The 13,952-nt window shown below is 61.0% G+C and carries 13 protein-coding genes; 10 read left to right on the forward strand and 3 right to left on the reverse strand.

Annotation, left to right across the window (positions count from 1 at the left end; genetic code table 11):
* Positions 1-37 precede the first annotated feature (37 nt).
* Positions 38-2,947, reverse strand: a complete 2,910-nt coding sequence (locus EPK99_RS07910; protein ID WP_128442507.1) for a hybrid sensor histidine kinase/response regulator — start codon at positions 2,945-2,947, stop codon at positions 38-40.
* A 266-nt stretch (positions 2,948-3,213) separates the two neighbouring features.
* On the opposite strand from EPK99_RS07910, the gene EPK99_RS07915 reads away from it, so the two are divergent.
* The 4 genes from EPK99_RS07915 to EPK99_RS07930 all read left to right on the forward strand — a co-directional run bounded on the left by EPK99_RS07915 (position 3,214) and on the right by EPK99_RS07930 (position 6,530).
* Positions 3,214-4,734 carry a sensor histidine kinase gene (locus EPK99_RS07915; RefSeq protein WP_128442508.1) on the forward strand — a complete coding sequence of 507 codons (1,521 nt, stop codon included), beginning with the start codon at positions 3,214-3,216 and terminating at the stop codon, positions 4,732-4,734.
* Entirely contained in the window at positions 4,721-5,341 is a 621-nt protein-coding gene (gene fixJ / locus EPK99_RS07920) for a response regulator FixJ (RefSeq protein WP_128442509.1), read from the forward strand. Before EPK99_RS07915 ends, fixJ begins: the two co-directional genes overlap by 14 nt.
* Complete coding sequence (locus tag EPK99_RS07925; RefSeq protein WP_128442510.1) at positions 5,328-5,786, forward strand: response regulator transcription factor; 459 nt, start codon at positions 5,328-5,330, stop codon at positions 5,784-5,786. Before fixJ ends, EPK99_RS07925 begins: the two co-directional genes overlap by 14 nt.
* Before the next feature lie 108 nt (positions 5,787-5,894).
* Complete coding sequence (locus tag EPK99_RS07930) at positions 5,895-6,530, forward strand: helix-turn-helix domain-containing protein (protein ID WP_128443359.1); 636 nt, start codon at positions 5,895-5,897, stop codon at positions 6,528-6,530.
* 4 nt (positions 6,531-6,534) lie between these two features.
* Here the strand turns inward: EPK99_RS07930 and EPK99_RS07935 are convergent, their stop codons facing one another.
* Both EPK99_RS07935 and EPK99_RS07940 read right to left on the reverse strand, forming a co-directional pair.
* A complete protein-coding gene (locus EPK99_RS07935) occupies positions 6,535-7,257 on the reverse strand; it encodes a copper homeostasis protein CutC (protein ID WP_128443360.1) in 723 nt (240 codons plus the stop codon).
* 1 nt (position 7,258) lies between these two features.
* On the reverse strand, positions 7,259-8,242 hold the full coding sequence (locus tag EPK99_RS07940; RefSeq protein WP_128442511.1) for an ROK family protein: 984 nt from the start codon (positions 8,240-8,242) through the stop codon (positions 7,259-7,261).
* A 326-nt stretch (positions 8,243-8,568) separates the two neighbouring features.
* Between EPK99_RS07940 and EPK99_RS07945 the strand changes: the two genes are divergently transcribed.
* From EPK99_RS07945 to EPK99_RS07970, 6 genes are all read left to right on the forward strand, one after another.
* The gene (locus tag EPK99_RS07945) at positions 8,569-8,754 is read left to right on the forward strand and encodes a hypothetical protein (protein WP_128442512.1); all 186 of its coding nucleotides are present in this window, start codon (positions 8,569-8,571) and stop codon (positions 8,752-8,754) included.
* A gap of 167 nt (positions 8,755-8,921) precedes the next feature.
* Positions 8,922-10,532 (forward strand): ABC transporter substrate-binding protein, encoded by a 1,611-nt coding sequence (locus tag EPK99_RS07950; protein ID WP_128442513.1) that lies wholly within the window; start codon positions 8,922-8,924, stop codon positions 10,530-10,532.
* Positions 10,533-10,574: 42 nt separating this feature from the next.
* The gene (locus EPK99_RS07955; RefSeq protein ID WP_128442514.1) at positions 10,575-11,564 is read left to right on the forward strand and encodes an ABC transporter permease; all 990 of its coding nucleotides are present in this window, start codon (positions 10,575-10,577) and stop codon (positions 11,562-11,564) included.
* Positions 11,561-12,391: an ABC transporter permease gene (locus EPK99_RS07960; protein ID WP_128442515.1), complete on the forward strand. Its 831-nt coding sequence runs from the start codon at positions 11,561-11,563 to the stop codon at positions 12,389-12,391. The genes EPK99_RS07955 and EPK99_RS07960 overlap by 4 nt, the downstream gene beginning before the upstream one ends.
* Positions 12,388-13,170: an ATP-binding cassette domain-containing protein gene (locus EPK99_RS07965; RefSeq protein ID WP_128442516.1), complete on the forward strand. Its 783-nt coding sequence runs from the start codon at positions 12,388-12,390 to the stop codon at positions 13,168-13,170. Before EPK99_RS07960 ends, EPK99_RS07965 begins: the two co-directional genes overlap by 4 nt.
* Positions 13,170-13,943 (forward strand): ABC transporter ATP-binding protein, encoded by a 774-nt coding sequence (locus tag EPK99_RS07970; protein WP_128442517.1) that lies wholly within the window; start codon positions 13,170-13,172, stop codon positions 13,941-13,943. The genes EPK99_RS07965 and EPK99_RS07970 overlap by 1 nt, the downstream gene beginning before the upstream one ends.
* The last annotated feature ends 9 nt before the right edge of the window (positions 13,944-13,952 follow it).

A 13,952-nucleotide genomic window follows, 5' to 3' on the forward strand; every position in this document is an offset into this window, starting at 1 on the left:
CGCCTCGTTTTCCCAAGAAAGCAGACAGCGGAGCCGTCTACCGCGAACCCACCATCGAGCGAATGCGGGCAGCCAGCAGATCATAGTCGTAGGGCTTGGTCAGCAGGGCTGTGCCGGCGAGATCTTCGGCGCCGGGCACATTGCGGTCGCCTGTTGCGAAGATGACGGGAAGTCCCGGTAGCCTCTCCCGCAGTTCAAGCGCCAATTGCAGCCCGCTCATGTCGGGCAGGTTGACGTCGGTGACAAGAATATCGAGGTTCTGCCCGGCGGCCACGGCAAGCGCCTCACCGGCAGAGCCCGCGTCCAATACCTCCATCCCAATCTCCTGCAAGTAGTCGCCCGTCGAAAAGCGGATCAGCGCCTCGTCCTCGACCAGCAGGGTTCGGATAGGCCGAGTGGACGCTGGAGCCTCATCCGTCATCGCCACAGGGCTGGTGCCCGGCAGAGTGATCTGGGACGGAGGGAGGCTGCGGCTTTGCTCGAGCACATGCCGGACCTTCCGCGCAAGCGCGTCCCGGGTATAGGGCTTGCTCAGAAGCTGCACGCCGGGATCGAGACGCCCGCCATGCACGATGGAGTTCTCGGTATAGCCGGACGTGAACAGCACGGCGATGCGCGGCAGCCTTTCCTTGGCGAAGACCGCCAGTTCGCGGCTCTTCAGCTTGCCCGGCATGACCACATCGGTGAACAGAAGATCCACCGGCACGCCGCTCTCGATGATCGCGAGCCCGCTATCGGCATCCTTAGCCTTAAGCACGCGGTAACCAAGCTCGATCAGCAGGCTGACGGCGATGTCGCGCACGGCCTCATCGTCCTCGACCACCAAAACTGTTTCGTTCCCGCCGGTCGGAACCTCCTCGGAACCCTCGGCCGGCATGTCTTCCTCGTCCAGCGAACGCGGCAGGTAGATGCGCACGGTCGTCCCCTCACCGGGCTCGCTGTAGATCCTGATATGGCCTTCCGACTGCTTGACGAAGCCATAGACCATGGAGAGGCCAAGGCCCGTCCCCTTGCCCTCCGGCTTGGTCGTGAAAAAGGGATCGAACACTTTCTGCAGCACATCTTTCGGCATGCCCGAGCCGGTATCACTGACCGCGATCATCACATACTGCCCGGGAGCCACGTCGAAAGCGTTCCGGGCATAGTCCTCATCGAGAACCGCGTTGCCGATCTCTATCGTCAGCTTGCCGTGACCCTCCATCGCATCGCGCGCATTGATCGCGAGGTTGAGGACTGCATTCTCCACATTTGTCGGATCGACAAGCGTGTTCCAAAGACCAGCACCCACGATCGTATCGATCTCGATTGCCTCGCCCAGGCTTCGGCGCAGGAGGTTGTCCATGTCGCGGACCAATCGACCGAGGTTAAGAACCTTCGGCGCAAGCGGCTGCCTGCGGCCGAAAGCCAGAAGCTGCGCAGCAAGCTTGGCACCGCGGGACGCACCCGAAAGGGCATTGTTGACGCGTCTCTCCGCAACTTCATTGCCAGCCACTTCCCTGCCCAGCAGTTGCAGATTGCCGGTGATGACCTGCAGGAGATTGTTGAAGTCATGCGCAATTCCTCCGGCGAGGTTGCCGATGGCCTCCATCTTCTGGCTCTGCCGCAGCACTTCCTGCGTCCGCTCCAACTCGACCGTGCGCTCCTCAACCCTGTGCCCAAGCGTCGTTGCCAGGGTTTCGAGCCTGCTCTCCGTCGTCTTCTGGTCGTCGATATCGGTGTTGGTAGCTACCCAGAACTGGATGCTTCCATCGCCGCCGCCGCGCACGGGCACCGCCCTGCTGAGGAACCACCGGTAAGCGCCGTCGCGCCGCCGCAAACGCAGCTCGGTTTCGAAAGTTTCCCCGGTCCGGACGCAGGAGGACCAGCGGGTGCGGAAGTCGGCACTGTCACCGGGGTGCAGCATTTCTGAGCTGGTATCCGTGTCAAAGTAGAAGACTTCGATGCCGCTATAGTCGTAGACGCGATCATTGCACCACCGCATCCGACCATCCGGCGTCGCCGTCCAGACCTGGTTCGGCAACGACTGTGCCAGCGTGCGGAACCGTTCCTCGTTTTCCCGGGCCGTTTCCTGCGCCCGACGAAGTTCCGTTACGTCATGCCCCTGCACGAAAATGCCATTGACTTCGCCGGCACCGTCGCGGATCGGCTGATACACGAAATCGAGAAAGCGCTCCTCAACGGGTTCGCCGGGTTGCCGTTGGAGAAGCACACGCGCCGCGACCGCCTTGTGGACAATGCCGGTACGATAGACGTCGTCCAGCAGTTCATAAAAGCCCTGGCCTTCGACATCCGGCAGCGCGTCTCGAATGGTCTTGCCGATCAGGTCGTCGCGCCCGACGAGCGTGAAGTAAGCCTGGTTGGCGATATGGAAGATATGCTCGGGCTCTCGCAGAACTGCCATGAAGCCCGGCGCCTGTTCGAACAGCGTCCTCAGATATTCACGCTCCTTGCCGAGCGCCAGGTTCTCGTCTCCGACAGCGTTCGCCCGTCGCATCAAATCCGTCTGTATCCGCCAGTCGTTCATGCCGGCGGCCTGCCTCAGGATATGCAGCTCGCTCACATCGACTGTATGTTGCAGGATGAACGCCACCTGCCCCTGATCGTCGAACATGGGTGTATGCGTAGCGCTCCAGTAGCGCTCCGTCAAAACACCGGAAGTGTCCTCGATGGGATAGGCAATCAGGGGGATATGATCGACGCAGGCCGAAGCAAGCACCTTGGCGAAGGATTGCCGCAGCATGCGCCCGGGTCCCGAAGCCGGATCGCTGGGAAAGGCCTCGAAGATGCCCTGGCCGGTGAGGTCTTCGCGGGTACGCCCTGTGACGGCGAGATAGGCGTCGTTCATCCCCACCATGCGCAGATCCCGGTCCACGACGACGTATGGGTTCGGCAGCAGATCGAACAACGCATTAAAATCAATGGCGGAAAAACCCGTCAGTCGAAACATACCCGATCCCTGTCAGCACGTGATGTTCAGCTTATAAGCTCCGAACGAGGAATGACAACGGCAAACCAGGTGCTGAAAAGCTGCAACAAACGCAAAATGAGAAGGTTCATTTAGAGTTGCGACCGCCAATAGAAAGAGCGGGTGAAGTGCCGCGGAAGACCTCGCGGCCTTCTTTAATCAGAGATACACTTCAGCTCGTGCTAGAAAATGATTCGCGCATATTCAACTGAATCCGCGCGGGTGCCAACAAGCGGCGCTGACGAGAGATGACTTTAGCCGATTTCACTGATCGCAAGGTACGTCTGGTTCAAACGTTCCTCAGCCGTCAATTTACCATCCGCGATATCTGCATTATTGGCGTCCTAGGCGTTTTAGCCGCGTTTCTTGTTCGTCTGACATTCCACGCCCTTCTAGGCAACAAGGCAGCCTTCATTTTCTTCGTGCCGCCGATTCTTGTGGTAGCGCTCATTGGCGGCTTCCGCGCCGCCATCCTTTCCGCCGCTCTTTCTGCCGCAGCCTTCTATGCCCTCATAGAATTGACGGGTATGCGAGACTTCGCCCTGTCCGATCTATTGGTGGTTATCTCGGTAAGCACCGCCATTGCGCTGGTCGGCGACATCCTCCACGTGGCGAGAAAGACGATCGCCAAGACACAAGAAACAGTAGACGCTCGCGAGGCCCATCTGAAGTCCATGCTCGACACAGTGCTGGACGCGACGATCGTCAGTACGAGAGACGGTACGATCCTGGCGTTCAACGCAGCCGCGGTAAGGCAATTCGGTTATCAGGAGGAAGAGGCTGTCGGCCGGAACCTGCGCATGCTGATGCCGGAGCCCTATAGCACTGAACACGGAGGTTTCTTCACACGCTACAGCCCGACGGGCGAAAGAAAGATCATCGGCCGCGACCGCGTCATGATGGGACGGCGCAAGGATGGCTCCACCTTCCCGATGACGCTTGCCGTCGGCAAGACGCGTTCAGCGGGAGAAACCGTTTTCACCGGCTTCATCCGCGATCTCACCGAGCGGGAGGAGACGGCGGCAAGGCTCCAGGAGATCCAGTCCGAACTGGCCCGCCTGGCGCGTCTGACGGAAATGGGCGAAATGGCCTCGATCCTTGCGCATGAGCTGAACCAGCCGCTGTCGGCCATCGCGAACTATGTCCACGGATGCGCCCGCCTGCTGCAGGATGTGGATCACGAAGTCGCGATGAAGATGAGAGAGGCCCTCCAGGAGACCGCTCGTCAGTCGGTCCGTGCGGGACAGATCATCAAGCACCTTCGCGAGTTCGTGTCCAAGGGGGAAACCGACACGGCCCCTCACAATATTCGAGGGTTGGTCGAGGAAGCGGCAGCACTCGCTCTGGTAGGTTCTCGCGAAAAAGGTGTGAGGACGGTTTTCGAGCTGACCTCCGGACCGCAGATTGTAATGGTGGACCGCATCCAGATTCAGCAGGTGCTGATCAACATCATGCGCAATGCAATCGAGGCCATGTGCGACTGCGAGACCCGCGAGCTCATCATCCGTACGCAAGGAGAAACCGATGACGAAGTGTCGGTGCTGATCGAGGACACGGGGCCTGGCATATCGGACGAGATGGCCGAAAAGCTGTTCAAGCCCTTCGTGACGACCAAGGCCGAAGGCATGGGGATCGGCCTATCCATCAGCAAGCGGATCGTAGAGGCTCACGGCGGAGAATTGACGGTCAAGACGAACGACGCGGGTGGCGCGACCTTCCGCATCACCCTCCCGGTTTACAAGGAGACGCTGGAGCATGCCGACAGCTGACTACACGGTGCACATCGTGGACGATGACGAGGCCGTGCGGAAATCGCTGGCATTCATGCTGACGATGAACGGCTTTGCCGCCCGCATTCATGAAAGCGCCTCCTCCTTCCTTCAGTTCGCCCCGAGCATCCATCACGGTGTACTTGTGACGGACCTCCGGATGCCGGACATGAGCGGTGTCGAACTGATAAGGAAATTGAAAAGCACCAAGGCGGGAGTCAGTGCCATCGTCATTACCGGCCATGGCGACGTTCCCTTGGCCGTGGAAGCCATGAAATCCGGCGCGGTCGATTTCATCGAAAAACCGTTCGACGATATCGCAATGATCGACGCAATCATAAGGGCCGCGGCCATGCTCATGGAACAGCCTGGGGCACCGACCGGTCTTGCCGACGTCCAGGCCTGCTTGGACACTCTGAGCAAACGGGAGCGCGAGGTACTTGCGGCGGTCGTGGCCGGTCAACCCAACAAGCTCATCGCCTATGAACTGCAGATCAGTTCCCGGACGGTGGAAGTTCATCGTGCCAATGTGATGGCGAAGATGAGGGCACAAAGCCTGCCGCAACTCGTGCGCATGGCCATCGAGGCGGGCTTTGGGCAAGCCTGATGAGGCTGAAAATCTCATTTTATTGATCTGGCGCAAGGCGCGGCCTGTCCCTAGTCGCTATAAGACGCTGACAGATTATCGGTTTTGGATTTTATTCGTGTCACCTCCGACCATCATCGTTATCGCTGCCGATGCGGGCCTGCGGGACTCCCTGGTCTTTGCATTGGAAGTCGAAGGCTATCGTGTGGAGGCACACGACTCATGGCAGGGATGTTCGGCCCGGGGGGAACCCTGTCTATGCATGATCCTAGATGGCGATTTGGTTGCCAATAGACGCTGCTTGTTGGAGCATATGCCGCTCGATGGCGGCGATCTGATCCTCCTGACCGACGGATTGTCTCCGGTGCCGAAAGACCTGCGCGCCGACATTCTGACCAAGCCTTTCGCTGGCGGCGACCTTCTCCGGCTCGTCAAGAACCTGCCGCGCATGGCTTGCCCGGCTTAAATTAGGGTCCTGACCCTAAGTAATTTCCCGTAGGCATAGAACCGGATTTCGCACTCATCCTAGCTCAGGCATCTATGCTTGAGCTTGAGGATGGGAATAGTGACCGCAATGACTTACGCAGCCCGAGACGCTTCGACGGAAGTTTCTCCGAACATGTCCTCCGTCTTTCCGTCGAACAGCAGCACGCCTCTCTCGACATTCAGCGCCGGCAGCGAAATCTATGCTCCAAGGCAGAAGGCCTCCTGCCTATACCGGATAGAGTTTGGGGCCGTGAGGCTTCACCGAATGCTCTCCGACGGGCGGCGGCAGGTTGTGGATTTTTATCTGGCCGGAGAAACCTTCGGCTTCGAGGTCAGCCGAACCCACAGCTTCTTTGCGGAGGCCATGGTCGCGACAAGCACAAGAACCCATTGCTTGGCGGACAACACCGGAACACAGCCAGAACTTCTAGGCCTTGCCCTTCATGGCATGCTGCGCGCCCAGGAGCATATCCTGGTGATCGGTCGCCAGACGGCCATGGAGCGCGTTGCTGGCTTTCTTCTGGATATGTCCGATAGACAGGGCGGGCTGAAGCACTTCGACCTGCCCATGAGCCGGCTGGATATCGCCGACTATCTCGGCCTGACGATCGAAACCGTATCCCGCGTCTTCGCCAAGCTGCGTGCGTCGGGGTTGATCAAGCTGCGCAGCATCCGCTGCGTCGAAATCATCGAAAAGACGGCACTTCGTGGTCTCTGCGCCTGACCCTTCAAAACCGATCCAGTATTTCCCGCATCTCCCGAACAACAGCAGCACTTGTTTGCGCATCTTGTGCAGGCTCAAAGCCAAAAGCGACAGCTTTTGCATCCGCGCCTCTAACGAGCGCGCGGCAGGAGCTGTGAACCTCCCGCGCTCCGGTCCGGCTCAAGACCTGCTCCACATTCCATGGATTGACGCCGCTGCCGGGCATGATCGAGAGCCGATCTCCTGCGCGGTCGACCAGTTCCTGCAGAAGATCCAGGCTATCGACAGCCTTAGGCCGCAGGCCCGAGGTCAGCACTCGCTCCACCCCAAGCTCGACAGCCTGTTCCAGGGCCTCGAACGGATCCGGCACGAGATCAAAGGCGCGATGCAGGGTAGTTTCAAGACCTTCGGAGTGGTCCTTCAACTGCTTTAGGAGCGGCACATCGAGGCGCCCATCTGCCATGCTGGCTCCAATGACGACACCCGCCAGCCCGGCAGCGCGTACGGCATCGATATCGGCAAGCATCGCTGCCTGACTGTCCGCATCGTAGAAGAAATTTCCAGCGCGCGGCCGGATGATGGCATAGACCGGGATCGGCGCCTTGGCCGCCAAGGCGATCAAGCCGGGCGACGGGGTCAATCCGCCGACAGCCAAACAGGCGCAAAGTTCGATCCGGTCGGCACCGCCTTCAATGGCAGCTGCAAGGCCTTCCGCACTATCGACGCAGACTTCCAGAACAACCGCCAGATCACTCTCCCTTGACCGATAGTACCAGTTGATGACCGAGCACGGCCGCGCCCACCAGTCCGCCATCGTCCTGCCGTGCCGCCGGCACAACAAGCGGACGATCGAACCGGTTCAAGATCCGCGCCCGAACGGCAAGGTCCAAAGCTTCGATCAATAGCGTGGATGACGCAAGCCCCCCGCCCACCGGGACAATGGATGCGCCGGTCGTGTTCACAGCGACCGCCAGGGGGTCGCCCACGAGTTCCAGATAAACCGAAACGGTCTTTCTCGCCTCTTCGTCCCCTGCCTGCCATCGTTCCAGAATTTGGTGGCTGGTATCATTTTGCCCGTGGAGAAACAGGTGCAGCCGCTCGATACCGCGCGCACCGCCTACCGTATCCACGCAGCCTGCCTGCCCACAGCCGCAAGAAAACCTCGGTATATGCAACACCTTGCCTTCGATTTCGACGGTCGTGTTGAGGATCGGGCCGTGGCCCCATTCTCCCGTTACGCCGCCGGCTCCACGAAGCAGCCGTCCATCGACGGCAAGGCCGCCGCCGATACCGGTGCCCATCACGGCGCAGAATACGATTGGATGACCGCGTCCCGCACCTTCATTGGCCTCGGCCAGGGTCAGGCAATCCGCGTCATTGGCGGCCACCACACGCCGGCCGAGCGAACTCGTTAGTTCCTTTGCGAGACGCCGACCGGTGATGCAGGGAATATTTGCCGAAGTCGCAAGCCCGCTTTGCGGATCCACCAGCCCGGCGATCGAGAGCGCCAGCGGCGCCGAGAGCGGAGCAGCCCGCTCGTGGCGGCTCAAAAGATCGGCGATCGAGGCAGCAAAAGCGTCCCAATCCATCGCCGGTGTCGCGACTCGCTCGAGCGGCATGAGCACGCCGGGGGCCGGTGAAACGGCAAACTTGATGAAGGAGCCGCCGATATCGGCGCAGAAGACCGCGTGGCCCGACCGACCCTCAACTTTGTTTTCCGCAACGGTTTTCATTTGCGCAGACCCAGAATGTCGCGCAGCTCGCCGAGAATATTAAAGCCCAGGAGGTTAATCATGATCGCGTCTGGTGCTTACCGTCTCTTGGGTTTTCAAGCTGCTGGCTTGGTTTGTTCATTTATCAACACGGCGTCAAGCCTTGCCTGAGCCAGTGAGCCGCCCCAGCGGTGGGACGTGAACCGGACTTCCACTACATGCGCCGGTCGCTTGGCATTGTTGATCGTCGCAGTGAAGCCCACATGATCGGTCGCCCCCACGGAGGAACCAGGATCGCAGATACGTGTTATTCCGCTGTGCCATCTCGGGCACGGGAGGAGATCGACATGGGCATCGAACAGGCACCCACCGAAAAAGGCCGTGAATCGGCTCGGGGACTGCAACAGAGCGCTGCGAAGGAAGAAACGAAGGTCGAAGCAGCCAAGGGTTCCGACCTCGCCAAAGGCGCGGACCGCGTCGAGGAGCGCTCAAAGAGTTCCGACGGAAAAAGCGCCGGCAGCAAACAGTTCTGATCGAACGGTCGGGCCTTAAGTCCGACCGTATTGATCTCTGATCGGAGTCACCACTTTGGCTTTCGCCAAATAATTACGGTGAAAACTCGGCGTCCTGAAGAAAATCCTGCCTTTCCGGCAACGCCTTTCGCTGCCAATATGCTGTTGGAACAAAGGGCCGGAAACTAATGAGAATGAATTTGCTATCGCGCCGCAGGCTGTTGCAGTCCGGAAGCGCACTGTTGGCTATGGTAGCCATGCCAGCATTGCCGCGGGCGAAGGAGAAGGCGAGCGGCGGACGCCTCATCGTCGCAGCCGATTCGGAGCCCAAGAACCTCAACCCGGCCATCGTCGCGTCGAACGGCGTCTTCTTCATTGCGAGCAAGGTGATCGAACCGCTCGCCGAAGCGGCCTTCAACGGCGAAGGCGGCCTTGCGCGAAGGCTTGCCACATCGTGGGAAGGCTCAGAGGACGGTCTCTCGGTGACCTTCAAGCTGCGCGAGGGCGTCAAATGGCATGACGGACGGGCGTTCACCTCCGCCGACGTCGCCTATTCGGCCATGAACGTCTGGAAGCCGTTGCAGAACCTCGGCCGCATCGTCTTCGCCAATCTGGAAGCGGTCGACACTCCCGATGCGAACACCGCCGTCTTCCGGTTCTCCAGGCCGACCCCCCTGCAATTGATCCGCAACGCGCTTCCCGTCGTCAGCAGCGTCATCCCCAAGCATGTTTTCGATGGGACGGACATTGCCAGCAACCCTGCCAACACCAAGCTGATAGGCACCGGCCCTTTCCGCTTTGCGGAATACAAGCCCGGAGAATTTTACCGCCTGACCAGGAACGAGGACTACTGGGGCAAGGGAGAACCGAAGCTCGACGAGATCATCTTCCGGGTCCTTCCCGACCGCGCCGGCGCCGCGTCGGCGCTCGAAGCAGAGGAGATACATCTGGCGGCCTTCTCCGCCGTGCCGCTGAGCGACCTCGACCGCATCTCGAAAGTACCGGGCATCGAGGTCATCTCCAAGGGTTACGAGGCCCTCACCTATCAGCTCGTGGTGGAAATCAACCACCGCCGCAAGGAACTTGCCGATCTGAAGGTCCGGCAGGCTATCGCCCATGCCATCAACAAGAAATTCGTGATTGATACAATTTTCCTCGGGCATGCCACGGCCTCGACCGGCCCCGTACCGAAGAGCGCCTCGGAGTTCTACGATCCCGACGTCACGACTTATCCTTTCGATACGGCTAAAGCGAACGCGCTTCTGGACGAGGCCGGTTACGCGAAAGGCAGCAATGGCGTCAGGTTCTCGCTGAAGCTGCGCCCCGCGCCCTACTTCAATGAGACCAAGCAATTCGGCTATTATCTGCGTCAGGCACTTGCGGCTATCGGTATCGATGCAACCCTGGTGAATGCCGACGCGGCTGCCCATCAGAAGGCCGTCTATACCGATCACGACTTTGATCTGGCGGTCGGTCCTCCGGTCTTCCGGGGCGACCCCGCCATCTCTACCACCATTCTGGTCCAGTCCGGGATTCCAGCTGGTGTGCCCTTCTCCAACCAGGGCGGCTACGAGAACAAGGCGCTGGACGCCCTTGTCGCCAAGGCCAGTGAGACCATCGACGCAGAAGCGAGGACGGAGATCTACCGGCAATTCCAGAAGATCGTCACAGCGGACCTGCCGCTCATCAACGTCGCAGAATGGGGCTTCATCACCGTGGCCCGCAATACGGTCCTCAACGTCGCCGATAATCCGCGTTGGGCAGTGTCCAACTGGGCAGATACCGCCCTGCGGTCATGAGAACGCTCGGCCTGAAGCACCAACTGCAAGTTGGTTCCTGACGTGGCCCGTGCGCTCCGCTTGATCCGGCGCCGCCTGATCGGAAGCATTCCCGTGCTGCTGATCGTCGTCGTCCTGACCTTTCTGCTGCTCCAATCCGCGTCGGGAGATGCGGTGGACGCCTATCTTCTATCCATGGGCGGCGGCGACGCGGCGATTGCGCAAAGCCTGCGGCAGAGCTACGGCCTCGACCAATCCGAGATCGCCCGGCTATGGCTCTACCTGTCCTCGCTCGCGCGGCTGGATCTCGGCTGGTCCGTCGCTTTTGGCCGGCCCGTGGCCGACCTCATCCTTGAACGGCTTCCAAATACGCTTCTTTTGATGGGAAGTGCGACGGCGCTTGCCTTCGGCCTCGGCACAAGCCTTGGCATCGTCGCAGGTGCCAGGCCGGAAAGCACAACAGACAAAGTAGTTTCCGCCCTTTCGTTGATTCTTTACGCGATCCCGAGCTTCTGGCTGGGCCTGGTGTTGAGCATCGTCTTTGCGGTGCAGTTGCGCTGGCTGCCGAGTTCCGGCATCGAGACCATCGCTTCGGGCAAAAGCGGTTTTGCGCGCGCCGCCGATATCGCCCTCCACCTCATACTGCCGGTGGGCGCGCTTGGCGTGATCTACATGGCGCTCTTCCTGCGGGTGATGCGGTCAGCCATGGCGGAAGTCTGGAAGCTCGACTTCGTCGCCTTTGCCCGCGCCAAGGGTCTGTCGCGCAGCCGGATCGTGCTGCGCCATGTGGCCCGCAATGCGCTCCTACCGCTCGTGACAATGCTGGGACTTCAGTCCGCCGCCATGCTGGGGGGCAGCGTCGTGATAGAAAGCATATTCGCCATTCCCGGGTTCGGGAGGCTTGCACAGGAGGCGGTTACCGGGCGCGACACACCGCTGCTGATCGGCATCATCCTGACAAGCGCCTTGCTGGTCGTTCTGGTCAATCTGCTGCTCGATCTGGTCTATGCCTTGCTGGACCCAAGGGTCGGTGCGGCGGAGGAAGGCGCATGACGCTCTTGCGGCAAACAATCGGCACAGGAGAAGGCGCGATCGGCGCGGCAATCCTCTCGCTCCTCATCCTGATCGCGGTCTTCGCATCGGTTCTTTGTCCCGGAGACCCGCTGAATATCGCAGGGCCGCCTTTGACTCCGCCGTTCACGCAAGGGAGCCTGCCGCTCGGCACCGATAGCCTTGGGCGTGACCTGCTGGCTGGTGTCGTTCATGGCACTCGCACCTCGCTTTCGGTCGGACTTGCCGCCGCCGCTGCCGCCATGGCCTTCGGCGTCTGCATAGGCCTTGCCGCCGGCTTTTCCGGTGGCATCGTGGATGAAGCGTTGATGCGGCTGGTCGATGCCTTCCAGATCGTCCCCGGCTTCCTGCTGGCGCTCGCCTTCGTCAGTGTCGCCGGCTCCTCAGCCCATGTGATCGTCATAGCCATCGCCCTTGGAGCCTGGGCCGGGCCGGCGCGTCTGATGCGGGCGCAGGTCCTGTCCATACGAGAGCGTGAGTATGTCGCCGCCGCGCGGGTGATCGGCGCCGGCCCAGCGGAGATCGTCTTCAAGGAAATTCTGCCCAATGCGCTTCCGCCGGTGCTGTCGCTGTCCGCCATCATCGTTGCGGCCGCCATCCTGACAGAATCGGCTTTGTCCTTCCTGGGCTTGAGCGACCCCAATGTCGTCACCTGGGGCTCGATGATGTCCGAGGGCCGCAACGTGCTGCGCTCCGCGACATGGCTATCCATCTTCCCCGGCCTCGCCCTGCTGACAACGGTGATCGGCATCTATCTTCTCGGCGAGGGCGTGACCAAAGCGATCGGCCGGGGAAGGCCAGGCTCATGACCCTCCTCTGCAGCATCCGCAGTCTTCGCGTCACCTATCACGGGCAGGCTAACCCGGCGCTCGATTTCGCAGCGCTGGACATTCAGGCAGGGGGAAGACTGGCCATCATCGGCGAAAGCGGCTCCGGCAAGACGACGCTGGCGCGAGCGATTGCAAGCCTTCTGCCGGAAAATTCCAAGCACACCGGCGAGATCCTATGGCCAGCGAGATCCACGCCCCTGCCCGGCCGTGACCTGGGCTTCGTCTTCCAGGACCCTTCCGCCAGCCTCAATCCAGTCCTGACCGTTGGCGAGCAGGTGGCGGAAGGCGCCAGGCGGCATCTCCGCCTGTCCTGGCATGACGCCTTGCGACATGCCCGCGATCTGCTGGAAAGGGTTCAGCTCCCCGATCCTGAGAAGGCGCTCAAAGCCTATCCGCACCAGTTCTCCGGGGGCCAGCGGCAACGCATTGCGATTGCGGCTGCCCTTGCCGCCCAGCCTTCAATTCTCGTCGCGGACGAAATCACCAGCGCACTCGACATGGTCGTGCAGGCGCAGCTTGTGGCCCTGCTGAACGAATTGGTGCGAGATGCCGGCATGACCCTCATTTTCGTCACCCATGACATAGCACTTGCCTCAGGCCTAGCCGACCGGCTGGCCATCCTGAAACAGGGCAAACTGGTGGAAACCGGCGCAGCCGCCAAGGTTTTGGCCGAGCCGGAAAGCAGCTACACCCGCACACTGATCGCCAGCCACCGCAGCCTCTCCAGTCCTTCCCTTCTACGCGATACGAGCGCCTGATGTTGCTCTCGGTCGAGAACCTCACCAAGCGCTACCTCTCCGGTTCTCGTCAGACAACCGCGCTGGATGACGTGTCGTTCACGCTCGGCAAAGGCGAAACTCTGGGGCTGGCGGGTGTCTCCGGCAGCGGCAAATCAACCCTCGCACGGGTCCTTCTGCGGCTCGTCCCGGCCGATACAGGCAAGGTGCATTTCGAGGGTGAAGACTGGTTGACCTTGTCCGGCGCCTCCCTGCGCCGCAGGCGCGCCCGGATGCAGATGGTGTTCCAGGATGTGCTCGCCGCCTTCAACCCGCGTGCGACGGTGGGGTCGGTGCTGGACGATCCCTTGCGCATCCATTCCGGCAAACGCGCAAGGGATCGGAAACAGGACGTAGCGACACTTCTCGACCGCGTCGGATTGCCGACGGGTTTCGCCGATCGCTCCATCCGCGAGATTTCGGGCGGGCAGCGGCAGCGGGTCGCCATTGCCCGCGCCATTGCTACGCGGCCTTCTCTCATCGTGCTCGACGAAGCCGTCTCGGCGCTCGACGTTTCCATCCGCGAGACGATCCTGGAACTTCTGGTCGAACTGCAACAGGAGCGCGGCATCAGCTACCTGTTCATCTCGCACGACCTCGCCGTGCTGCGCGCCGTTTCGCACCGGATCGCCGTCATGGATGCAGGCAGAATCGTGGAGACGGGAGCGGCAAGCCAGATCATCGACCGGCCGCAATCCCCAGCCGCCAGGGCGCTGATCGCGGCCGTGCCGCGCCTTGTCACAGATGCGAGATAATGCCCGGCT

The organism is Neorhizobium lilium (genome assembly GCF_004053875.1).
In the GTDB taxonomy this organism is placed as follows: Bacteria; Pseudomonadota; Alphaproteobacteria; order Rhizobiales; family Rhizobiaceae; genus Neorhizobium; species Neorhizobium lilii.